The 21,432-nt window shown below is 40.1% G+C and carries 16 protein-coding genes and 2 pseudogenes; 14 read left to right on the top strand and 4 right to left on the bottom strand.

Annotated elements, in window-relative coordinates:
* Nucleotides 1–34: 34 nt before the first annotated feature.
* From EM4838_RS16590 to dnaJ, 7 genes and pseudogenes are all read left to right on the top strand, one after another.
* Nucleotides 35–196 carry a hypothetical protein gene (locus tag EM4838_RS16590; protein ID WP_169823214.1) on the top strand — a complete coding sequence of 54 codons (162 nt, stop codon included), beginning with the start codon at nucleotides 35–37 and terminating at the stop codon, nucleotides 194–196.
* 260 nt (nucleotides 197–456) lie between these two features.
* Nucleotides 457–576, top strand: a pseudogene (locus EM4838_RS17235) (tyrosine-type recombinase/integrase); the annotation flags it as partial.
* 90 nt (nucleotides 577–666) lie between these two features.
* Nucleotides 667–1,848, top strand: a complete 1,182-nt coding sequence (hemW, locus tag EM4838_RS07880) for a radical SAM family heme chaperone HemW (protein WP_071866243.1) — start codon at nucleotides 667–669, stop codon at nucleotides 1,846–1,848.
* A 233-nt stretch (nucleotides 1,849–2,081) separates the two neighbouring features.
* Nucleotides 2,082–3,125, top strand: a complete 1,044-nt coding sequence (hrcA, locus tag EM4838_RS07875) for a heat-inducible transcriptional repressor HrcA (protein WP_071866244.1) — start codon at nucleotides 2,082–2,084, stop codon at nucleotides 3,123–3,125.
* A 79-nt stretch (nucleotides 3,126–3,204) separates the two neighbouring features.
* Nucleotides 3,205–3,753, top strand: coding sequence for a nucleotide exchange factor GrpE (grpE, locus tag EM4838_RS07870; RefSeq protein ID WP_010735217.1), 549 nt, complete (start codon nucleotides 3,205–3,207; stop codon nucleotides 3,751–3,753).
* A gap of 54 nt (nucleotides 3,754–3,807) precedes the next feature.
* Nucleotides 3,808–5,637 carry a molecular chaperone DnaK gene (gene dnaK / locus EM4838_RS07865; protein WP_010735218.1) on the top strand — a complete coding sequence of 610 codons (1,830 nt, stop codon included), beginning with the start codon at nucleotides 3,808–3,810 and terminating at the stop codon, nucleotides 5,635–5,637.
* Nucleotides 5,638–5,992: 355 nt separating this feature from the next.
* On the top strand, nucleotides 5,993–7,159 hold the full coding sequence (gene dnaJ, locus EM4838_RS07860; protein WP_010735219.1) for a molecular chaperone DnaJ: 1,167 nt from the start codon (nucleotides 5,993–5,995) through the stop codon (nucleotides 7,157–7,159).
* Between the two features lie 27 nt (nucleotides 7,160–7,186).
* Here dnaJ and EM4838_RS07855 read toward each other — a convergent pair whose 3' ends face one another.
* Together EM4838_RS07855 and EM4838_RS07850 are read right to left on the bottom strand one after the other, a co-directional pair.
* On the bottom strand, nucleotides 7,187–7,885 hold the full coding sequence (locus EM4838_RS07855) for an HAD family hydrolase (protein ID WP_071866245.1): 699 nt from the start codon (nucleotides 7,883–7,885) through the stop codon (nucleotides 7,187–7,189).
* 10 nt (nucleotides 7,886–7,895) lie between these two features.
* Nucleotides 7,896–8,672, bottom strand: a complete 777-nt coding sequence (locus EM4838_RS07850; protein WP_071866246.1) for a DeoR/GlpR family DNA-binding transcription regulator — start codon at nucleotides 8,670–8,672, stop codon at nucleotides 7,896–7,898.
* Between the two features lie 226 nt (nucleotides 8,673–8,898).
* Between EM4838_RS07850 and lacG the strand changes: the two genes are divergently transcribed.
* From lacG to EM4838_RS07830, 5 genes and pseudogenes are all read left to right on the top strand, one after another.
* Nucleotides 8,899–10,299 carry a 6-phospho-beta-galactosidase gene (gene lacG / locus EM4838_RS07845; RefSeq protein WP_071866247.1) on the top strand — a complete coding sequence of 467 codons (1,401 nt, stop codon included), beginning with the start codon at nucleotides 8,899–8,901 and terminating at the stop codon, nucleotides 10,297–10,299.
* Between the two features lie 16 nt (nucleotides 10,300–10,315).
* Nucleotides 10,316–10,627: a PTS sugar transporter subunit IIA gene (locus tag EM4838_RS07840; RefSeq protein ID WP_010735223.1), complete on the top strand. Its 312-nt coding sequence runs from the start codon at nucleotides 10,316–10,318 to the stop codon at nucleotides 10,625–10,627.
* A gap of 18 nt (nucleotides 10,628–10,645) precedes the next feature.
* Nucleotides 10,646–11,930, top strand: a pseudogene (locus tag EM4838_RS07835) (PTS transporter subunit EIIC); the annotation flags it as partial.
* Nucleotides 11,930–12,328 (top strand): lactose/cellobiose PTS transporter subunit IIB, encoded by a 399-nt coding sequence (locus EM4838_RS17150; RefSeq protein WP_373865790.1) that lies wholly within the window; start codon nucleotides 11,930–11,932, stop codon nucleotides 12,326–12,328. The pseudogene EM4838_RS07835 and the gene EM4838_RS17150, both read left to right, overlap by 1 nt.
* Before the next feature lie 20 nt (nucleotides 12,329–12,348).
* Nucleotides 12,349–13,980, top strand: a complete 1,632-nt coding sequence (locus EM4838_RS07830) for a glycoside hydrolase family 53 protein (RefSeq protein WP_071866249.1) — start codon at nucleotides 12,349–12,351, stop codon at nucleotides 13,978–13,980.
* A 60-nt stretch (nucleotides 13,981–14,040) separates the two neighbouring features.
* On the opposite strand, the gene EM4838_RS07825 is transcribed toward EM4838_RS07830, so the two are convergent.
* Complete coding sequence (locus tag EM4838_RS07825) at nucleotides 14,041–14,778, bottom strand: amino acid ABC transporter ATP-binding protein (protein ID WP_071866250.1); 738 nt, start codon at nucleotides 14,776–14,778, stop codon at nucleotides 14,041–14,043.
* 1 nt (nucleotide 14,779) lies between these two features.
* Nucleotides 14,780–16,273, bottom strand: a complete 1,494-nt coding sequence (locus EM4838_RS07820) for an amino acid ABC transporter substrate-binding protein/permease (protein ID WP_074801522.1) — start codon at nucleotides 16,271–16,273, stop codon at nucleotides 14,780–14,782.
* 294 nt (nucleotides 16,274–16,567) lie between these two features.
* Here EM4838_RS07820 and uvrB point away from each other — a divergent pair, with 294 nt between their 5' ends.
* Both uvrB and uvrA read left to right on the top strand, forming a co-directional pair.
* The gene (gene uvrB / locus EM4838_RS07815) at nucleotides 16,568–18,562 is read left to right on the top strand and encodes an excinuclease ABC subunit UvrB (protein ID WP_071866251.1); all 1,995 of its coding nucleotides are present in this window, start codon (nucleotides 16,568–16,570) and stop codon (nucleotides 18,560–18,562) included.
* A gap of 9 nt (nucleotides 18,563–18,571) precedes the next feature.
* Complete coding sequence (gene uvrA / locus EM4838_RS07810) at nucleotides 18,572–21,391, top strand: excinuclease ABC subunit UvrA (RefSeq protein WP_071866252.1); 2,820 nt, start codon at nucleotides 18,572–18,574, stop codon at nucleotides 21,389–21,391.
* Nucleotides 21,392–21,432: the final 41 nt, after the last annotated feature.

Below are 21,432 nucleotides of genomic sequence, written 5' to 3'. Positions count from 1 at the left end.
GATAACTGTTAGTAATAGATAGATGGGAAGGAAGATGGATGAAAAAGGACAAGTATGGAAAATTGTAAATAAATACAACAAAAGTATATCTTACTTATCAGAAAATGCTACTGCTAAAGAACTTAATACAGTAATGATGTATAGCGCGAATGAGGAATATAGAAGGCAACGTAAATTAGTAGGATTAGCTAAATAATACGAATAACGATTTATGCATATTATTAAACTAGACTGAAAATTTATGGGAAATATAATCATCGTTGCTGTTTAAATAGATAGTCCATTCGTTAAGGAGATATTAGCCAGAGAGGAAATGAATATAGTATGAGAAGTAAAATTAGGGGGGGAATCCAAAGGTTGATCCTTTGAAGTGCCCCTTGTCAAGTGGACAGTAAAAAAACAAAAATAGTATGAAAATAGGAATCGAATCACTTGATTCCTGTTTTCAAGCGGCACAAAGTAATCATGGAACGTGTAGGGCATGCCAACATGAAAACTATACTGGAAATTTACAACCAAGTCTCCAATACAACTAAAGAAAAACTCATCCAAGAAATCGATTCTTGGATTTTTTAGTGGATTTGTTTGTTAAATACGTTTAGTATGCGTATATAAGAGTGGTCGAAAAGCGGTACGACTTTTTGACGTAAGGAGAAAGAAAAAACAATGAAAGAAACAAACAAATCCGCAGAACATAAGGTTTCTGCTTATATCCATATTCCATTTTGTGAACATATCTGTTATTACTGTGACTTCAATAAAGTGTTTCTAGAAGGTCAACCAGTGGATGAGTATGTCGAAATGCTACTAAAGGAAATGGCGATCATGATGGAGTGTCGTCCGGTGAATGAATTGGAGACACTGTATGTGGGTGGTGGAACGCCGACTTCTTTAGCGGCTAAGCAGCTCGATCGACTATTGTCTGGTGCCAGAGAGATCTTACCTTTTAATGAAGGAAAAGAGTTTACGGTGGAAGCGAATCCTGGTGATTTGACAAGGGAAAAGCTACAAGTAATGAAGAATTATGGGGTCAATCGTTTATCGATGGGGGTCCAGACCTTTGATAATCGCTTATTAAAGAAAATTGGTCGAAAACATACGGCGGAAGATGTCTATGAAACGATGCGATTTTTAGAGGCGGAAAATTTCTCAAATGTCAGCATTGATTTAATCTATGCATTACCTGGACAGACATTAGAAGGCTATCTTGATACGTTAGAGCGGGCATTAGCCTTAGACTTGCCTCATTATTCTCTTTATTCATTGATTTTAGAGAATAAAACGATGTTCATGAATTGGGTTCGACAAGGACGGTTGCAGTTGCCAGATCAAGAGACGGAGACACGGATGTTTGAAGAAACGATTGCGGCGATGGAAAAACATCAACGTCGTCAATATGAGATCAGTAACTTTGGTTTAGCTGGTCATGAATCCCAACACAATTTGATGTATTGGAATAATGATCACTATTTCGGTTTTGGCGCAGGAGCAAGTGGCTATCTGGATCATACGCGATATCGAAATAAAGGGCCGATCCAACATTATTTGCGTCCGTTACGTGAAGGTGAGCTACCAGTATTAGAACGTGAAGAGTTATCTCGTAAGAATCAAATCGAGGAAGAGATGTTTCTTGGTTTAAGAAAAAAGGTGGGCATTGAGAAGCAACACTTTTTACAGCGTTATGGTCAATCGATTGAATCGTTGTATCAATCTGTCCTGGATGAGTTAGTAGCAGAAGAGCTGTTAGTGAATGAAGAAGACCGAGTATATTTGACAAAAAAAGGAACTTTTTTGGGGAATAATGTCTTCGAACGTTTTTTATTGGATAAGGACTTGGTAAACGACTGAATGATTGTTTAAATTTTTTATAACAACGAAATAAAAAAACGATTTTAATCAAGTTTTTTATGATCAAATGCCTGATATGACGCTATTTTAAGCAATTTGACAATTGATTAGCACTCTCGATGTAAGAGTGCTAAAAAAGTGGGTTCTTTTCCTTGACACTTTTTAGTCTTCTTGCTATATTTATAAGTGGGTTAGCACTTAGAAGCTAAGAGTGCTAATGAGAGGTGAGAAAGATGTTAACACAGCGACAAAGTGATATTTTACGTCTGATCATCCAAAACTATACGAGTAGTGGGGTGCCCGTTGGTTCCAAAACGTTAATGGCGGAAGGAGTCGAGGCAAGTCCAGCGACGATCCGTAATGATATGAAAGCTTTAGAGGATGAAGGTCTACTTTTAAAGACACATTCTTCTTCTGGACGTATACCGTCTGCGCTAGGTTATCGTTATTATGTGGATCATCTGTTACGACCTGCTCGTGTAGCAAATGATGATTTGCACCAAATTCGACAGTCTTTAAACAAGGAATTCCATGAAATCAACGAAATCATCAAACAATCAGCTGAGATTTTATCTGAGTTGACTAGTTACACTACTTTTTCGTTAGGACCCGAGATTAAAGATCGCCGTTTGACCGGTTTTCGCATCGTGCCATTGAATAGTCGTCAGGTCATTGCGATCGTTGTGACTGACAATGGGAACGTTGAAAGTCAGGTTTTTACTCTTCCTGAAAACTTAGGTAGTCAGGACTTAGAAAAAATGGTTCGTATTGTCAATGACCGTTTGGTAGGAGATCCGTTAGTGACGGTATACAACAAATTACGCACGGAGATCCCGATGATCTTGCATAAATATTTTCAAACAACGGAAGGGATGTCTAGTCTCTTTGATACGGTTTTGAGTCATGCGTTTGAGGATAAAGTTTATGTGAGTGGCCAAATGAACTTATTGGATTATGAACCGTTGCAAGATGTGGATCAGTTCAAGTCAATGTTTTCATTTATGACAGATTCCTATGAACTGACACAGATGATCGTACCGATGGATAGCAAGATACATATCAAAATCGGTTCGGAAATAGGCAATGACCTATTGCAAAATATGAGTATGATCCAAGCGAGTTATGAAATCGTCGGCCATGGACGTGGAACCATCGCATTGCTAGGACCAACTAGTATGCCATATTCCAAAATGTTAGGCCTTGTCGATGTCTATCGAAAAGAATTGGCGCACAAACTCGCTGATTATTATCGCACACTTGATCGCTCGGATTTTTGAACAATCACAAAAGTGACTGATCGTTTTTTCGATTTGAGCAATCAAGCATCTGACTGAATAATGAAAGGAAGACTGCATCATGAAAGAAAACCATGAAGAATTAGATCAGGAATTGAATGATACGCAGCTAGATCCAGAAACGGAAGAAGTGGAAGTCTCAGAAGTGGAAGAAGAAGCAAACGAACTTGCAAATCTCCAAGCTGAATTTGATGAAATGGAAGACAAGTTTTTGCGTGCGAGAGCAGAAATCGCTAATATGGCAAATCGTGGTAAAAACGAACGAGAGCAATTGCAAAAATATCGTTCGCAAGATTTAGCCAAAAAATTATTACCTTCGATCGACAACTTAGAACGTGCTTTAGCAACAGAAGTATCGGATGAGCAAGGTGCAAGTTTGAAAAAAGGTGTCGAGATGGTTCTTGAAAGTTTGAAACATGCATTGAAGGAAGAAGGGATCGAAAAAATCCCTGCAAAAGGTGAACCTTTTGATCCGACATTGCATCAAGCAGTTCAGACCGTACCAGCAACAGATGAATTACCTGCTGATACGATCGTTGAAGTGTTACAAGAAGGCTATAAATTACATGACCGCGTATTGAGACCGACAATGGTTATCGTTGCGCAATAAAGTCATGATGGAATAGAAACAACAACTTAGTAATAAGATAAGGAGACGTTGATTATGAGTAAAATTATCGGAATTGACTTAGGTACTACAAACTCAGCAGTAGCTGTATTAGAAGGAAATGAAGCAAAAATCATTGCAAATCCAGAAGGAAACCGTACAACACCTTCTGTTGTGTCATTTAAAAATGGTGAGATCCAAGTAGGGGAAGTCGCAAAACGTCAAGCAGTAACAAACCCTAATACGATTTCTTCCATCAAACGCCATATTGGTGAAGCTGGTTATAAAGTGGATGTTGAAGGTAAATCATATACACCACAAGAAATCTCTGCAATGATCTTACAATACATCAAAGGATTCGCAGAAGATTATTTAGGCGAAAAAGTAGAAAAAGCAGTTATCACTGTTCCTGCATACTTCAACGACGCACAACGTCAAGCAACTAAAGATGCTGGTAAAATTGCAGGTTTAGAAGTAGAGCGTATCGTCAATGAACCGACTGCGGCAGCACTAGCTTATGGTTTAGACAAAACAGATCGCGATGAAAAAATCTTAGTATTTGACCTTGGTGGTGGTACATTCGACGTATCGATCCTTGAATTAGGCGATGGCGTATTCGACGTATTATCTACTGCTGGAGACAACCATTTAGGTGGAGATGACTTTGATAACAAAATCATTGATCATATGGTTGCTGAATTCAAAAAAGAAAATGGCATTGACTTAGGTCAAGATAAAATGGCTTTACAACGTTTGAAGGACGCTGCTGAAAAAGCGAAAAAAGACCTTTCAGGTGTTTCAAGCACTCAAATCAGCTTGCCATTTATCACAGCTGGTGATGCTGGTCCATTGCACTTAGAAATGACATTGACTCGTGCAAAATTTGATGAATTGACAGCTGACTTAGTGGAACGTACGAAAGTTCCTGTACGTCAAGCATTGAAAGATGCTGGTTTGTCACAATCAGAAATCGATGAAGTGATTTTAGTCGGTGGTTCAACTCGTATTCCTGCGGTTGTTGAAGCTGTAAGAAAAGAAACAGGAAAAGAACCAAACAAATCAGTAAACCCAGATGAAGTTGTAGCGATGGGTGCAGCAATCCAAGGTGGCGTGATCACTGGTGATGTAAAAGACGTTGTTTTACTAGACGTAACTCCATTATCATTGGGTATCGAAACGATGGGTGGCGTATTTACAAAATTGATCGATCGTAATACAACAATCCCAACAAGTAAATCACAAGTATTCTCAACAGCTGCGGATAACCAACCTGCTGTAGATATCCATGTATTACAAGGGGAACGTCCAATGGCTGCGGACAATAAAACATTAGGTCGCTTCCAATTGACAGACATTCCAGCTGCACCACGCGGTATCCCTCAAATCGAAGTAACATTCGATATTGATAAAAATGGTATCGTAAATGTATCTGCCAAAGATCTAGGTACACAAAAAGAACAAAAAATCACGATCAAATCTTCTTCAGGTCTAACAGACGAAGAAATCGAACGTATGGTGAAAGATGCTGAATCTAATGCAGAAGCAGATAAAGCACGTAAAGAAGAAGTTGATCTACGTAATGATGTCGATGCGTTGCTATTCTCAGTTGATAAAACCTTGAAAGAATTAGAAGGTAAAGTTGACGAAGAAGAAGTGAAAAAAGCTGAGGCAGCTCGTGACGAATTGAAAGCTGCAGTAGAAGCAAACAACATCGAAGAAATGAAAACAAAACGTGATGCGTTGAACGAAATCGTGCAAAACTTGACAGTTAAATTATATGAACAAGCGGCACAACAACAAGCTCAAGAAAATCCTGAAGCTGCCCAAGGCGGAGCGGATGATGTCGTAGATGCTGATTTTGAAGAAGTCGATGACGACAAAAAATAATCAGTTCATTTAGTTTCACTTAAAGAGATCAAGTCCCGCTTTAGAATAAGCCGAAGAATTCGAAAATAGCTTCTCATATTTTCGCGATTCTTCGGCTTATTTCCGAGGGAATAATCTTGTATCACTTTATTTTATGCAGTTTAGAAGCATCACTAGAGTAAAGTAACAAGTCATCAGTTATGATTTTTCTTTGGATCAAGAAGAGAAATGTTATCTTTTCTTTGTGCCATAGAAATCAATGATCGATTTTTTCTTCTTTAGTCGATACTTCGAAATTTCCGGTTTTTGTTTCGATCAAAGTGTGATATGATAACAAACGACGTGGAAATGAAGAGAACCAATAGGAGGAAAGCCTATGGCAACAAAACGTGATTATTACGAAGTCTTGGGGCTGTCAAAGGGAGCTTCAGAAGACGAAATAAAAAAAGCTTATCGAAAGTTATCAAAGAAATACCATCCAGATATCAATAAAGAGCCTGATGCTGATGAAAAATTCAAAGAAGTTTCCGAGGCTTATGAGATTTTAAGTGATCCACAAAAACGTGCGGCTTACGATCAATACGGACATGCCGGAACTGATCCTAATTATGGCGCTGGTGGCGGCGGCTTTGGTGGCTTTGGCGGCTTCTCCGGTGGTGGAGCTGGCTTTGGTGGATTTGAAGATATTTTTGATTCGTTTTTTGGCGGTGGTGGAAGATCTGTTGATCCAAATGCCCCTCGTCAAGGATCAGATCTACAATATACAGTCAATTTATCCTTCGAAGAAGCAATCTTTGGGGTAGAAAAAGAAATCAAATACAATCGTGAAGAAATTTGTCACACGTGTAGCGGAAATGGTGCAAAACCAGGAACACAACCGACGACTTGTCATAAATGTCATGGTTCTGGAACGATCAATGTGGAACGTCAAACACCACTTGGTCGTGTGATGAGCCGTCAAACTTGTGATGTATGTCGAGGCACTGGGAAAGAAATCAAAGAACCATGTCCGACTTGTCATGGCTCTGGTCATGAGAAGAAAGCACATACGGTCAAAGTGAATGTACCAGCCGGTGTGGAAGAAGGACAACAAATGCGCTTAGCAGGACAAGGTGAAGCAGGCGAGAATGGTGGTCCATTCGGAGATCTATATGTGGTCTTCCGAGTAGAAGAAAGTGATATCTTCGATCGCGATGGTTCTGAGATCTATTATGAGTTACCATTAAGCTTCGTGCAAGCAGCGCTGGGTGATGAAGTACAAGTGCCAACCGTTCATGGGGATGTCAAATTGAAAATCCCTGCTGGTACGCAAACGGGAACGAACTTCCGTTTACGTGGTAAAGGAGCGCCACGTTTACGTGGTGGGTCTACAGGGGACCAACATGTGCGTGTGAAATTGATTACACCTAAAAACCTCAATGAAGAACAGCGTGAAGCTTTACGCGCATTTGCTAAAGCAGGCGGCATGCATGTTCAAGAGCAACAAGAAGATGGTTTTTTTGATAAAGTAAAAGATGCGTTTGGCGGAAAAAAACGTAAATAAATACAAAAAAGATAGACGATCATACGTCTATCTTTTTTTTGATGAAGTTGCAGTGGAGAAGAAATTGAGATAGAAATCATCAAAATTCTCTATCACACCATCTTTTCTTAGTTCTTGATTGGAGAATAACTGGCGATTTTTCCCAAATGGATCAATGGCGATGATCGTACCGATATTTGCACGCTTGGCTGCTAAAAGTCCAGAATAAGCATCTTCAATGACCAAGCAATCTTTTGGTTCAAGAGCTAATTTTTGTGCGGCTTTGATAAAGATATCAGGTTGTGGTTTACCTGGGAAAGTATTATCATCGTAAACGACTTGATCAAATTCAAACCATCTTACTAAATCAAAAATCTCAAAATAAAATTCAACGTTATCTTTGACTGTAGCTGTAGCGATCGTGATCGGGATGTTTTCCTCTTTTAATATGTCCAAAGTACCGATCAATCCCTGCGTCAGCATTAAATCATCCGGTTTTTCTAAGCAAAGAGTGCGATAATATGCCTCTTTCTCGTTTGATAGTTTCTCGACTTCTTCTTTCGATAAAGTAGGGGAGATAAAATAATTCAATATCTCACTATTGGTACGTCCATGGATATTTTTAACAATGTCTTCATCAGAAAGCTCTTTTTTAGAATAATGATGGATCATTTGGACCCAAGCCGCTTCATGTAAATGGGAGTCTTGGAACATCGTCCCGTTAAAATCAAAAATAATTCCTTTCATACGTTCACTCCTAAAGTTCATTTTCTAGCGATTCCGCTAATTTTATTTGGACATATTGCGAATAATGATCTTTCACATGTGGTTTGATGTGTGGATCAGTAATCAGTAAATCAAAATCATGTAATTGATAAAAGATATAAAAGTCATCGCGATTAAATTTTTGGTGATCCACTAATAAGTATTTATTTTTCGAATGGTTCAAGGCAATTTGTTGAGCTTCACCTTCTTCGGTACTATAGGTTGAGATTGCTTCATTATGCACACCGTTAGCGCTGATAAATGATTTGGTGAACTTCAGTTTTCTGAGGTTATCGTTGGTGATGGGGCCGACAAATGCACCAGTGTTTTTTCGAAAGTCGCCACCGATCAACAAAATTTCGGGAACTTCTGCTTGGGCTAACACTTCAAAAACGGCATAATTATTCGTAATGATCCGCAGTTTTCTGTGGATCAAGTGAGAAGCTAATAACTCGATCGTCGTTCCTGGACCCAAAAAGACTGTATCACCTTCATTGATCAACTGTGCAGCTGTTGCCGCAATCTGTTGCTTTTCTTTGATTTGCATGACTGATTTTTCTGTATGTGATAATTCTTGGTCGAGGGTATAGGTAAGACTTTGGGCCCCACCATGGATACGCAATAATTTTCCTGACTTTTCTAGCTCATCCAAATCTCGACGAACGGTCATATCAGAGACATTCAATTGTTCGATGATCTCACTGACCGTTAAAATCCCTTTTTTATTCACCATCTCACTAATTGTTAGTAAGCGCTCTCTTTTTAACATCTAATCACTCCCAATTCACAAATAATCTACCATAGAATAGAATGGAGGTCAACAAAAACAAACACATGCAAACAAAAATAATCAACCTAAACAAACAATCCCCCCTTTTATTTCAAATAAATGCAATTTATTGATTGAATTTGTTTGTTTTTGTTGACAAATGTTTTGAATGCGATTACAATTCGTGTTGTTATATAAATTAGTAGACAAGAAGGTAGGGGAAGAGATGCTGAAATTACCAGAAGATTTTATTTTTGGCGGAGCAACAGCGGCATACCAAGTAGAAGGCGCAACAAAAGAAGGCGGAAAAGGTGAAGTTGCTTGGGACGAGTTTTTAGAGAAACAAGGAAGATTCAGTCCTGATCCGGCAAGTGATTTCTATCATCAATATGAAAAAGATATTGAATTATGTGAGAAGTTTGGTGTGAATGGGTTACGTTTATCCATTGCGTGGAGTCGTATTTTTCCTGATGGAACTGGGAAAGTGAATGAAGAGGGTGTGGCATTTTACCATAAGGTCTTTGCAGCTTGTGAGAAACATGGTGTACTTCCTTTTGTGACGCTCCATCATTTTGATACCCCAAAAGTTTTATTTGATCAGGGTGATTTTTTAAATAGAGACAATATAGAAGCGTTTGTTGCGTATGCAAAATTTTGCTTTGATGAATTTAAAGAAGTACGTTACTGGAGTACATTCAACGAGATTTATCCAGTGGCAACGAATCAATATTTATTAGGGATTTTCCCACCAGGAATAACCTATGATTTTACCAAAATCATTGCTTGTTTGCATAACATGATGTATGCGCACGCAAGGGTGGTGAACTTGTTCAAGGACGAGGGATATGCCGGTGAAATTGGTGTGGTTCATTCTTTAGAAACGAAATATCCTGCATCGGACGCTTTGGAAGATCAACATGCAGCGTTCTTAGATGATGCGTTGTCGATCCGTTTCCTCTTAGATGCCACTTACTTAGGATATTACTCTGATGAAACATTGTCAGCGCTTGCTGAGATTTGTGAAGCAAACGGCGCAAGTTATGATTTTCCGGAAGAGGATTTGGCGGAGATGAAGCGTGCCTCGCACCGTAATGATTACTTGGGTATCAACCATTATCAATGTCACTTTGTCAAAGCGTATCATGGAGAGAATGCGATCCATCATAATGGAACAGGGGACAAAGGAACTTCTGTTTATAAAGTAAAAGGAATTGGAGAACGGATCTATAAAGAAGGAATCCCTCGAACGGATTGGGACTGGTTGATCTATCCAGAAGGGTTATATGATCTATTGTTACGTATCAAGGAAGATTATCCTCACTACAATAAAATCTACATCACTGAAAATGGGATGGGATTCAAAGATCAGTTCGATGATGGTGTGATCATGGACCAACCGCGGATCGAATATTTGAAAGTCTATTTAGAATCATTGAGCCAAGCTATATCTGCTGGAGTAAACGTGAAAGGCTATTTCCTATGGTCGTTAATGGATTTGTTCTCTTGGTCAAATGGTTACAACAAACGATACGGACTCTTCTATGTCGATTTCGAAACACAAAAACGTTACCCTAAAGAGTCCGCCTATTGGTACAAATTCGTCAGTGAAACAAAAACAATCATTTAAGTTGGAGGAATGGAAGATGAATAAAGAAGAATTGCAAATGTTAGGTTTTGAGATCGTGGCTTATTCAGGGGATGCACGTAGTACGTTACTCACATTATTAAGAGAAGTCCGTCAAGGAAAATTTGATCGTGTGGAAGAAGCCTTGAAGGATGCAGATGAGAATTTGACATTAGCCCATAATTCGCAAACAAAGATCTTAGCAGAAGAGGCTTCAGGAAAAGATATGGATATGGGATTTATTTTTATCCATGGACAAGATCACTTGATGACTACTTTATTGCTAAGAGATTTGATCCAAGATTTCATTGAGTTATATAAAAACAAATAATCACTAGGAGTGAAAAGCATGAATGGGATCATCAAGCAAATTGAAAAAGGCAAACCGATCTTTGAAAAAATCTCACGTAACATTTACTTAGGTGCGGTCAGAGATGGATTCTTGACGGCTATGCCAGCAATTTTATTTTCAAGTATCTTTATTTTGATTGCGGCAGTTCCTGAGATTTTTGGTTTTCAATGGCCAGAAGGAGTATCGACCTGGTTGTGGAAAATCTACAATTATTCGATGGGGGTCGTAGGCATATTAGTTTCTACAACTACTGCACGCTGTTTAGCTGAATCGATGAATCGGAGAATGCCGAAAAATAAAATCATCAATACTACATCGGTAATGCTTGCTTCTTTAGTTAGTTTCTTATTGTTGAGTGTTTCACCGATCGAAGGTGGTTTTTCAACAGAATATATGGGAACGAAAGGGTTGCTTGCTTCGTTCATCGCTGCATTTATTACTGTAAACATTTATAAGTTTTGTGTACGAAAAGATATTACGATCAAGATGCCAAAAGAAGTACCAGGAACAATTTCTCAAACGTTCCGCGATATTTTTCCATTTTCATTTTCTGTCTTTGCCGCCGTGTTGGTCGACTTAGCTGCACGTAGTCTTTTTGGCATCTCTTTTGCAGAAGCCATCATCACTTTAATGCAACCACTATTTACAGCAGCAGATGGCTATTTGGGGATAGCCGTGATCTGGGGTGCTATGGCATTTTTCTGGTTTGTTGGTGTCCATGGTCCATCGATTGTTGAACCAGCGATTGCAGCGATCATTTATGCGAATGTCGAAACCAATTTACAACTGTTCAATTCTGGGGAACAAGCTTCACATGTATTGACTGTTGGTTTAGGGAATTTTGTCGGAACGATGGGTGGAACAGGTGCGACTTTAGTCGTTCCGTTTATCTTTTTGCTATTTGCAAAATCCAAACAGTTAAAAGCGGTTGGTAAAGCTTCAGTTATTCCAGTCAGCTTTGCAGTAAATGAGCCGTTGTTGTTTGCGGCACCGATGATTTTGAATCCGTATTTCTTTGTTCCATTTTTATTGACGCCGATTGTAAACGTTTGCTTGTTCAAGTTTTTTGTTGATGTGTTTGGAATGAATAGTTTCATGTATGTCTTACCTTGGGCAACGCCAGCTCCGATTGGTTTAGTCTTAGGAACTGGCATGGGGGTTTTGGCGTTTGTATTAGCCGCAGTTTTGATTCTCGTCGACTTTGCCATCTATTTCCCATTCTGTAAGGCGTATGATGCGACGCTAGTTGAACAAGAAGCACGACAAGCAGAACAAGTAGCCATGCAAGAAAATGAAACAAAAGTGACCGTGACGATTCCGACGAATGAAGTATTGGCAACAGAAGCGAGTTCTTTGGCTGATTCAGGAAAAGAAATCAATGTATTAGTTTTATGTGCAGGTGCAGGTACAAGTGCTATGCTTGCAAATGCCTTAAAAGAAGGAGCAAAAGAATTTGATGCACCAATCAGTGCTTTAGCAGGTGCTTACGGTTCTCATTACGAGATGATGGAAGACTTTGATATGATCGTTTTGGCTCCGCAAGTCCAATCTTACTATGAGGATATCAAGGAAGACACAGATCGTTTAGGGATTAAATTGGTTGCCACAAAAGGTGCAGAATACATTGGTTTGACAAGAGACCCTGAGAAAGCTGTTCGGTTTGTTTTAGATCAATTTTAAATCAAAGGAGAGATCGTTAAATGAACAAAGTAAAAGGTTGGCGAGTGTTGGTTGTCGGATTATTTGTTTCATTAGTCAGTGTAGCATTAGGCACAAAGCAAGTGGAGGCAAAGGAATTGATACGTGGAGCAGATATCTCGATATTAGCGGATATGGAAAAATCTGGTGCAGGGTATTACGAAAATGGTGTGAAAAAAGATGCATTACAGATTCTAAAGAACAATGGCGTCAACTATGTTCGTTTGCGATTATGGCAAGATCCTTATGATGATCAAGGGAATTCATATGGTGCAGGCACGAATGATTTGAACACGACGATTGCTTTGGCGAAACGTGCGAAAAACCTAGGATTGAAAGTGTTACTTGATTTTCATTATAGTGATTTCTGGGTGGACCCTGGCAAACAAAACCTTCCGAAAGCATGGGAAAACTATAGCTTTGAGCAACTTGATGCAGCCTTATACGGTTATACGAAAAGTGTATTGACAGAAATGAAAAACAATGGTGTATATCCTGATATGGTCCAGATAGGCAATGAATTGAACAGCGGCATGCTTTGGCCTTATGGAAAATCATGGGGGGAAGGTGGTGGCGAGTTTGATCGATTAGCCACTTTCTTGAAGTCTGGGATTCGGGGAGTAAAAGAAACGCAACCAGTCGACACCCCAATCATGCTGCATTTAGCTGATGGTGGAGATACGGATGTCTTTACTTGGTGGTTTGATGAGATTACAAAACGTGGGGTAGATTACGATTTGATCGGCCTTTCCTATTATCCTTATTGGCATGGCTCGATGAATGCCTTGCAAACGACAATGAACACAATCAGTGCCAGATATGATAAAGAAGTCAATGTGGTAGAGACTGCATATGGACACACAACTGCCAATGCGGATAGTATGCCCAATGCTTTTGGTCCAGAACAAGAGATTGCAGGAGGATATGCGGCAACACCAGCAGGGCAACGAGAATATTTAAATGATTTGGTGACTCGTATCCAAACCGTGCCGAATGAGAAAGGGAATGGCTTTTTCTATTGGGAACCTTTATGGTATAACGGTAATGTCTCTTGGGCAACAGCTGCTGGAATGAACTATTTAGGCGTACAATCACAAACAGGAAATGAGTGGGATAACCAGGCGATGTTCGATTTCAATGGGCAAGCACTTCCTAGCTTAAAGGCGTTTCAAGAAGCAGGGAGACAGCAAAATATTCTGAAAAATCCTAGTTTTGAAAATGACGGTTTCACGAACACACCGGCAAATTGGTCTGTGTGGCGAGGCAATGGTGCAGCAATCGATACATTGAAAACTGAAACTGGTGGGTTTTCCGGAGCGTATAAAGCAACCTTTTGGGATGACCAAGCGTATCAAATGTCGATCTATCAAACTGTTAATGGATTAAGCAAGGGAACGTACACATTAACTGCTTATACCATGGCAGGTGGCGATTTGACCGCTAGTCAGATGTATGTCAAAAATCATGGTGGGAAAGAGCTGAAGGCTTCGATCACTAAAAGTGGCGAGTGGACGAAGGTAACGATCAAAGATATACCGGTTACTTCCGGCACGAGTGAGATTGGCATTTATGTTGATGCAAAAGCGCAAGGATGGGTATCGGTGGATCATGTAACATTCGTTAAAAATCAATAGTAAAGAGCCCCTAAGGACGCTTGGTTTTTCCAGACGTTCTTAGGGGCTTTCTTTAGTCGATCAGATATCTAATACTTTATCCAAGAAATCTTTCGTTCGCTCATTTTGCGGATCTTCAAAGATTTGTTGTGGTGTGCCATCTTCGAGGAAGTTGCCGCCATCTATAAACATGACACGGTTAGCGACTTCTTTAGCAAAGCCCATTTCATGTGTCACGATGACCATAGTCATTCCTTGTTTCGCTAATTTTTTCATGACATTCAATACATCGCCGACCATTTCTGGGTCCAAGGCTGAAGTAGGTTCATCAAAGAGCATGATATCGGGATTCATTGCTAATGCACGAGCAATAGCAACCCGTTGTTTTTGTCCACCAGATAAGTTATCTGGGTACATATCTTTTTTGTCTTCTAAGCCAACTGTTTCTAACAATTTGATTGCTTTTTTCTCTGCTTCTTCACGAGAGAGTTTTTTTAGATCCATCGGTGCTAAAACGATGTTTTCCAACACAGAAAGATGTGGGAAAAGATTGAAATGCTGGAATACCATGCCTATATGTTGCCTTACTAAGTTGATATCTGTGTTTTTATCCATCAAATGAGCACCATCAATGATGATATCACCGGATGTTGGATCTTCTAAACGGTTCAAACAACGTAAAAAAGTACTTTTACCTGAACCAGAAGGTCCGATCACACAAACAACATCGCCTTCATTGATCGACACGTTGATGTCGTTCAAGACAGTGTTGTCTCCATATTTTTTTACAAGATGTTCGACTAAGATTTTTTCTGTCATCTTATTTCACCTTCTTTTCTAAAACTTTCGCTAATTTCGTCAATGCAGTGATCAAGATCAAGTACATTACTGCGATGATCAAGTAGACATACGTACTTTGAGTGGTACGAGCAACGATGATCCGTCCAGTTTGTAACAACTCGACCACACCGATCGCTGAAATGATCGTCGTATCTTTCAATGAGATCACGAATTGGTTGACAAACGATGGAATCATGATTTTAAATGCTTGTGGTAAAATGATTTTTTGCATCGTACGGTTATAAGACAGACCTAAACTTCGTGAAGCTTCCATTTGTCCTGTAGGAACAGCATTGATCCCGCCACGTACGATTTCGGCGATATAGGCACTCGCGTTCAAGGTCAATGTGATGATCCCTGCAATAAAGTCAGGAATCGTAAAGCCCACGATACTTGGTAGACCGAAAAAGATGAAGAAAGCAAGTACCATCATCGGAATTCCGCGAATGATATCTACATAGATGCTTGCAACTGTTCGTAAGGCGCGGATCGGTGCAACACTGAAAAGACCGAAGATTACGCCGACAACTAAAGCTAGTGCAAATGAAATCAAGGTTAATAGGATCGTTTGCCATAAGCCTTTCAATAGCGCTTTGTAATTGTTTTGGATCAAGCCAGTCAATGTCGATTCATCAACAGCTGGTGCTGCTGCACTTTCGTCTGTAGAGATGTATTGATTGATGATCTCGTCATATTGACCTGTTCGTTTTAATTCTTTTAAGCCTTCGTTGAACATTTCTAATAATTCAGGATTTTCTCCTTTTTTCACTGCGAAACCATAAGAGCCGCCAGTTTCTCGTTCGATTGGCGTTTCTAATTCCTGACCATTTTTGATCGCATAACCGATTACTGGATAGTCATCCATCATTGCGTCAATTGCTCCGACTCTCAAACTATCATATAGCTGATCTGCGGCATCGAAATATTTGATTTCGTAGCCGTATTTCTCTTGGTTAGCGACCAAGAAATCTGCACTTTCGGTACCAACTTTCGCACCGACTGTTTTTCCATCTAAGTCTTCATAAGACTTGATCGAAGTATTGCCTTTTTTGACTGCGATTTGGATACCACTTTGGAAATAAGGGTCTGAAAAATCAAACGTTTTTTTACGTTCATCTGTAATCGTCATCCCCGCGATCATTCCATCTGCTTGTCCGGATTCCAATGCCTGTAACGCAGCAGAGAAACCTCGGAAGTCCATGCGGATATTGAACCCATGCATTTCTGAGATAGCTTCCATTAAGCTGACATCGATCCCCACATATTCGCCATCCGCATTTTGGTACTCGAATGGAGCGAAGGCCGAATCACTTGCAATCACATAAACGTCTTTTTTAGGTTCTATTTTTTGCATCGTCTCGCTAGTTGCTGTAGTCGATTGCGTCTCGTCAGCTTGCACAGGCGTATGCAGAGCGAATGTAACAAGTCCTGTCATTATGAAAAGGAATGTCTGTAACATGTTTCTTTTTTTCATAAATAACCTCCTATATAAATTTCGATAATTTCCAATATTTAACTATTATAGGCGAAAAGATATTCCTAACACAAGATTCCAAGAAAAAATAATTTAAAAAAGTAGCGATTTATTACATGCTATGTAAGAAAACATGACATGCGATAAAAGAAGGAGATTACAGGTAAGATCCAAAACTTTCAATTGGCGAAAGTATGTTCGCCGTGATATAATAGAGGAACAAGGAATGCCTTTGCTTTCCTTTTCTTTTTTTGATGAAATGAGAGAAGGAATGAACGAAAAGGAGGACGAACAATGATTGAAAGAGATACCTCCCGTCATTTTGAGTTGGTGTCAAAATACCAACCAGCCGGCGATCAACCAGAAGCGATCAAGCAGTTGGTCGAAGGTGTAAATGAGGGTAAAAAAGCGCAGATTTTATTAGGTGCGACCGGAACAGGGAAAACCTATACGATATCTAATTTGATCGAAAAAGTAAATAAACCAACTTTGATCATTGCACATAATAAGACACTTGCTGGCCAATTATATGGGGAATTTAAAGAGTTCTTTCCGAACAATGCGGTCGAATATTTTGTTTCTTACTATGATTATTATCAACCAGAAGCCTATGTACCTTCGAGTGATACGTACATTGAAAAAGATTCAAGTGTCAACGATGAAATCGATAAATTGCGTCATTCCGCCACAAGTTCATTGTTAGAACGAAATGACGTGATCGTGATTGCTTCGGTTTCTTGTATTTTTGGGTTAGGTTCACCATTTGAATATCAAAAACAAGTCGTGTCGATCAGACAAGGTGCGGAGATGGACCGTAATCAATTGATCCGAGATCTAGTCAGCATCCAATTTGAGCGAAACGATATTGATTTTCAGCGCGGTCGTTTTCGAGTGCGTGGTGATGTCGTGGAGATCTTTCCAGCTTCACGTGATGAGCGAGCATTACGCGTTGAATTTTTTGGCGATGAAGTCGAAAGAATCCGTGAAGTGAATGCGTTGACAGGTGAAGTATTAGGCGAAACAGAACACGTCGCTATTTTCCCCGCTACTCACTTTGTCACTGATGACGATCATATGGAACATGCGGTCGCCAATATCAAAGCAGAACTGGAACAACGCTTGACTGTGTTGCGTAATGAGAACAAATTATTAGAGGCGCAACGCTTAGAACAACGGACGAACTATGACATCGAGATGATGTTAGAGATGGGCTATACTTCTGGGATCGAAAACTATTCACGTCATATGGATGGTCGTAAAGAAGGCGAACCGCCGTATACGTTATTAGATTTCTTCCCTGAGGATGCGCTGATGGTCATTGATGAATCTCATGTGACGATGCCACAGATCCGTGGAATGTATAACGGAGACCGTGCGAGAAAACAAATGCTAGTCGATTATGGCTTCCGCTTGCCATCTGCACTAGATAACCGTCCCTTACGTCTAGAAGAATTTGAGAAACATGTCAACCAGATCGTCTATGTTTCTGCTACTCCTGGACCTTATGAGTACGAACAAACAGATACAGTGGTCCAACAAATCATTCGACCAACAGGATTATTAGATCCAGTCATCGAGGTACGACCAATCATGGGTCAGATCGACGATTTGGTAGGTGAGATCAATGAGCGAGTTGAAAAAGACCAACGGGTATTTGTGACCACGTTGACGAAAAAGATGTCAGAAGACTTGACCGATTACTTCAAAGAGTTAGGGATCAAAGTAAAATACTTGCATAGCGATATCAAAACATTAGAACGGACAGAGATCATTCGTGATCTTCGTTTAGGCGAGTTTGACGTATTAGTTGGTATCAACTTACTACGTGAAGGATTAGATGTGCCTGAGGTATCGTTAGTCGCTATTTTAGATGCCGATAAAGAAGGGTTCTTACGAAGTGAACGTTCATTAGTCCAAACCATCGGACGTGCGGCACGTAACTCAGAAGGTAAAGTCATCATGTATGCGGACAGAGTCACTGATTCCATGCGTTTAGCCATGGATGAAACGTCAAGACGTCGTAGTATCCAGCAACAATACAATGAGGACCATGGCATCGTTCCGAAAACGATCATCAAAGAAATCCGAGACTTGATCTCGATTACGAAAGAATCAGAAGATGATGCAAAAGAAACGGTGCAAGTTTCTTATGAAGAGATGACAAGAGAAGAAAAAGCAACATTATTGATGAAACTAGAAAAAGAAATGAAAGATGCAGCGAAAGCATTGGATTTCGAGACTGCAGCCAATGTACGTGATATGATTCTTGAATTAAAAGCATCTGAGTAGGGGGTAAACATGGCTAACGATAAAATTATTATTCATGGCGCAAGAGCGCATAATTTAAAGAATATCGATGTGACGATCCCACGTGATAAATTCGTGGTCGTCACCGGATTATCCGGTTCAGGGAAAAGTTCACTTGCTTTTGACACATTATACGCAGAGGGACAACGCCGATATGTTGAAAGTTTATCTGCGTATGCCCGTCAATTTTTGGGACAAATGGATAAACCGGATGTTGATAGTATTGATGGACTTAGCCCAGCAATCTCGATCGATCAAAAAACAACCAGTAAAAACCCTCGGTCTACCGTAGGGACAGTGACAGAGATCAACGATTATTTACGTTTGTTATTTGCTAGGGTCGGTCATCCGATCTGTCCAAATGACCATATTGAGATCACTAGTCAATCCGTCGAACAAATGGTGGACAAAGTGCTAGAACTGCCTGATCGGACGAAGATCCAAATTTTAGCACCGATCGTGGTAAAGAAAAAAGGACAACACAAAAAAGTATTTGAACGTGTCCAAAAAGAAGGGTATGTTCGTGTCCGTGTAGACGGAGAAACCTATGACGTTAGCGAAGTACCTGAATTAGAAAAAAATAAAAAACATGATATCGCGATCGTGATTGACCGAATCGTGGTCAAAGAAGGCGTCCGCTCTCGTTTATTCGATTCGATCGAAGCAGCGCTTCGTTTAGCGGATGGCTATGTATTGATCGATGTGATTGGCGAAGAAGAGATGCTCTTTAGCGAACATTATGCGTGTCCGTACTGTGGGTTTACAGTAGGAGAATTAGAACCGCGCTTGTTTTCTTTCAATGCACCATTTGGCGCATGTCCGGATTGTGATGGTTTGGGAGTCAAATTAGAAGTCGATATCGATCTAGTGATCCCAGATAAAACAAAAACGTTGAACGAAGGAGCAATCATTCCTTGGAATCCCATCAGTTCGCAATATTATCCACAAATGCTAGCACAAGCTTGCGAAAGTTATGGGATCGATATGGATACACCATTTGAAGACTTACCTATTGAACATCAAGAAATCGTGTTGAATGGTACCTCAGAGTCCTTCCATTTTCACTACGAAAATGATTTCGGTGGAGTGAGAGATGTTGAAACGTCATTTGAAGGCGTGATGACCAATATCAAACGCCGTTACCATGATACGAACAGTGATTTTACGAGAGAACAAATGCGTCTTTACATGACAGAATTGACGTGTAAGACTTGTGACGGTTATCGATTGAATCCACAAGCTTTATCCGTACAGATCAATGGGACGAATATTGGTCAGACGAATGACTTGTCGATCCAACATGCCGTTGAATTTTTTGAAAATCTAACTTTATCAGAGCAAGAAAAAGTCATCGCTCGTCCGATTCTAAAAGAAGTCAATGACCGTTTGTCATTCTTAGAAAATGTCGGTCTTGATTATTTGACACTTAGTCGTGCTTCGGGCACTTTATCAGGTGGCGAAGCGCAACGGATTCGTTTAGCCACACAAATCGGTTCAAATCTATCGGGAGTTCTTTATATCTTAGATGAGCCTTCCATTGGCTTACATCAACGGGACAATGATCGCTTGATCGGTTCATTGAAGAAAATGCGAGATCTTGGCAATACCTTAGTGGTTGTGGAACATGATGAAGATACGATGCGTGCAGCCGATTATTTGATCGATGTTGGTCCTGGTGCAGGACATCAAGGTGGCGAGATCGTTTCTGCTGGGACACCCGCTCAAGTTGCTAAGGATAAACATTCATTGACCGGACAATATCTGTCTGGCAAAAAATCGATCCCTGTTCCTGAAACAAGACGAAAAGGTACAGGTAAAGCGATCAAGATCACAGGTGCGACAGAAAACAACTTGAAAAATGTGTCCGTTGAGTTTCCTTTGGGTGAATTCGTGGCGGTCACTGGCGTCTCCGGTTCAGGGAAAAGTACGCTTGTGAACAGTATCTTAAAGAAGGCATTAGCACAAAAAATCAATCGGAACTCAGCCAAACCAGGAAAGTTCAAAACGATAACTGGTTATGAAGGAATCGAAAAAATCATTGATATCGATCAAAGCCCGATCGGTCGGACACCAAGAAGTAATCCGGCGACTTATACGAGTGTCTTTGATGATATCCGTGATCTGTTTGCTCAAACCAATGAAGCGAAGATGCGTGGTTACAAAAAAGGCCGTTTCAGTTTCAACGTGAAAGGTGGGCGCTGTGAAGCTTGCCGCGGTGATGGGATCATCAAGATCGAAATGCATTTCTTACCAGATGTGTATGTCCCATGCGAAGTCTGTCATGGGAAACGTTATAACTCAGAAACACTAGAAGTTCATTACAAAGGAAAAAGTATTGCGGATATCTTAGAGATGACGGTTGAAGATGCCGTTGAGTTTTTCCAACCGATCCCTAAGATCCATCGCAAACTACAAACGATCGTTGATGTTGGCTTAGGCTACGTCACAATGGGACAACCAGCGACGACATTGTCCGGCGGAGAAGCGCAACGAATGAAACTTGCGAGTGAACTGCACAAGATTTCTAATGGGAAGAATTTTTATATTTTAGATGAGCCGACTACAGGGCTTCACACTGATGACATTGCTCGATTATTGCATGTTTTGCAACGATTGGTTGATGCAGGAAATACTGTGTTAGTCATTGAACACAATTTAGACGTCATCAAAACAGCGGATCATTTGATCGATCTAGGACCTGAAGGTGGCGAAGGTGGCGGTACGATCCTAGCGACTGGTACACCAGAGGAATTAGTGAAAGTCAAAGAAAGCTATACAGGACATTATTTGAAAAAAATCATGGAAAAATAATAAAAGTGATGATGATAGTTAAAAAAATATTAAAAGAATAC

Source organism: Enterococcus mundtii (genome assembly GCF_002813755.1).
Lineage (GTDB): Bacteria > Bacillota > Bacilli > Lactobacillales > Enterococcaceae > Enterococcus_B > Enterococcus_B mundtii.
This window is presented reverse-complemented; position numbering and strand designations above follow the sequence as displayed.

What these genes read in the sequence shown, in the direction of transcription:
- EM4838_RS17150 (WP_373865790.1), top strand. Translation starts at nt 11,930, where the DNA reads ATGCAAGAAAATGAAACAAAAGTGACCGTGACGATTCCGACGAATGAA.
- grpE (WP_010735217.1), top strand. Translation starts at nt 3,205, where the DNA reads ATGAAAGAAAACCATGAAGAATTAGATCAGGAATTGAATGATACGCAG.
- EM4838_RS07840 (WP_010735223.1), top strand. Translation starts at nt 10,316, where the DNA reads ATGAATAAAGAAGAATTGCAAATGTTAGGTTTTGAGATCGTGGCTTAT.
- dnaK (WP_010735218.1), top strand. Translation starts at nt 3,808, where the DNA reads ATGAGTAAAATTATCGGAATTGACTTAGGTACTACAAACTCAGCAGTA.
- EM4838_RS07855 (WP_071866245.1), bottom strand. Translation starts at nt 7,885, where the DNA reads ATGAAAGGAATTATTTTTGATTTTAACGGGACGATGTTCCAAGACTCC.
- hrcA (WP_071866244.1), top strand. Translation starts at nt 2,082, where the DNA reads ATGTTAACACAGCGACAAAGTGATATTTTACGTCTGATCATCCAAAAC.
- EM4838_RS07830 (WP_071866249.1), top strand. Translation starts at nt 12,349, where the DNA reads ATGAACAAAGTAAAAGGTTGGCGAGTGTTGGTTGTCGGATTATTTGTT.
- hemW (WP_071866243.1), top strand. Translation starts at nt 667, where the DNA reads ATGAAAGAAACAAACAAATCCGCAGAACATAAGGTTTCTGCTTATATC.
- uvrB (WP_071866251.1), top strand. Translation starts at nt 16,568, where the DNA reads ATGATTGAAAGAGATACCTCCCGTCATTTTGAGTTGGTGTCAAAATAC.
- lacG (WP_071866247.1), top strand. Translation starts at nt 8,899, where the DNA reads ATGCTGAAATTACCAGAAGATTTTATTTTTGGCGGAGCAACAGCGGCA.
- EM4838_RS07820 (WP_074801522.1), bottom strand. Translation starts at nt 16,273, where the DNA reads ATGAAAAAAAGAAACATGTTACAGACATTCCTTTTCATAATGACAGGA.
- EM4838_RS16590 (WP_169823214.1), top strand. Translation starts at nt 35, where the DNA reads ATGGATGAAAAAGGACAAGTATGGAAAATTGTAAATAAATACAACAAA.
- dnaJ (WP_010735219.1), top strand. Translation starts at nt 5,993, where the DNA reads ATGGCAACAAAACGTGATTATTACGAAGTCTTGGGGCTGTCAAAGGGA.
- EM4838_RS07850 (WP_071866246.1), bottom strand. Translation starts at nt 8,672, where the DNA reads ATGTTAAAAAGAGAGCGCTTACTAACAATTAGTGAGATGGTGAATAAA.
- EM4838_RS07825 (WP_071866250.1), bottom strand. Translation starts at nt 14,778, where the DNA reads ATGACAGAAAAAATCTTAGTCGAACATCTTGTAAAAAAATATGGAGAC.
- uvrA (WP_071866252.1), top strand. Translation starts at nt 18,572, where the DNA reads ATGGCTAACGATAAAATTATTATTCATGGCGCAAGAGCGCATAATTTA.